The following is a 559-nucleotide window of genomic DNA, read 5'->3' on the forward strand; positions in this document are numbered from 1 at the left end:
CGCGATGTTAAGGGGCAGGTTGGTGATCACCTTACGGCCAGCCTGAACCGCCGGGATGATATGATAGACCACCGCCTCATAAGACTTGCCGCCACCGGGGCGACCGATAAGCAAGTTAATCATGTCATGACCCCAGACGTGTGAACGGTATCAGCTGCAGTATCAGGCGAATGGTGATGGCCGTGATGATCATAGTAATGGCCTGGGGCAAGCCGAGCTGTCCAAACACCCAGCCAATCTCAGTGGGCAACCCCGTCAGATACTGGCTGAGATTAATCGGGGCCAGCAGGTTAGCAATGGAACCAACCAGCATCTTGGCCCCTGCGAGAATTTGCTCAAACAGCAAGTAAAACAAGTCTTTGAGCATTTCCAGCCCTGAAAGCAACATGCGGTACAGGAACTCAAGCAGCATGTTGAACAAAATCACTATCCAGTCAAACATTCCAACGTACACGTTAACCTCCAAAGACTAAGCGACGACAGAGCAGGGCCGCAGAGAACAAAATACATGCCCGGATAAAGCTCCAGACCCCATAACCAATGTCAAAACTGAATCGGC

At 51.5% G+C, this 559-nt stretch carries 2 protein-coding genes; both read right to left on the reverse strand.

The features are described from left to right. On the reverse strand, positions 1-123 hold a 123-nt coding region (locus tag R0J87_RS18410; RefSeq protein ID WP_498887981.1), incomplete at its 3' end, for a zonular occludens toxin domain-containing protein. A gap of 1 nt (position 124) precedes the next feature. Further along, on the reverse strand, positions 125-454 hold the full coding sequence (locus R0J87_RS18415) for a DUF2523 family protein (RefSeq protein ID WP_342393540.1): 330 nt from the start codon (positions 452-454) through the stop codon (positions 125-127). Between the last annotated feature and the right edge of the window lie 105 nt (positions 455-559).

It is taken from the genome of Halomonas sp. SIMBA_159, assembly GCF_046536035.1.
GTDB classification, from domain to species: Bacteria; Pseudomonadota; Gammaproteobacteria; order Pseudomonadales; family Halomonadaceae; genus Vreelandella; species Vreelandella venusta_A.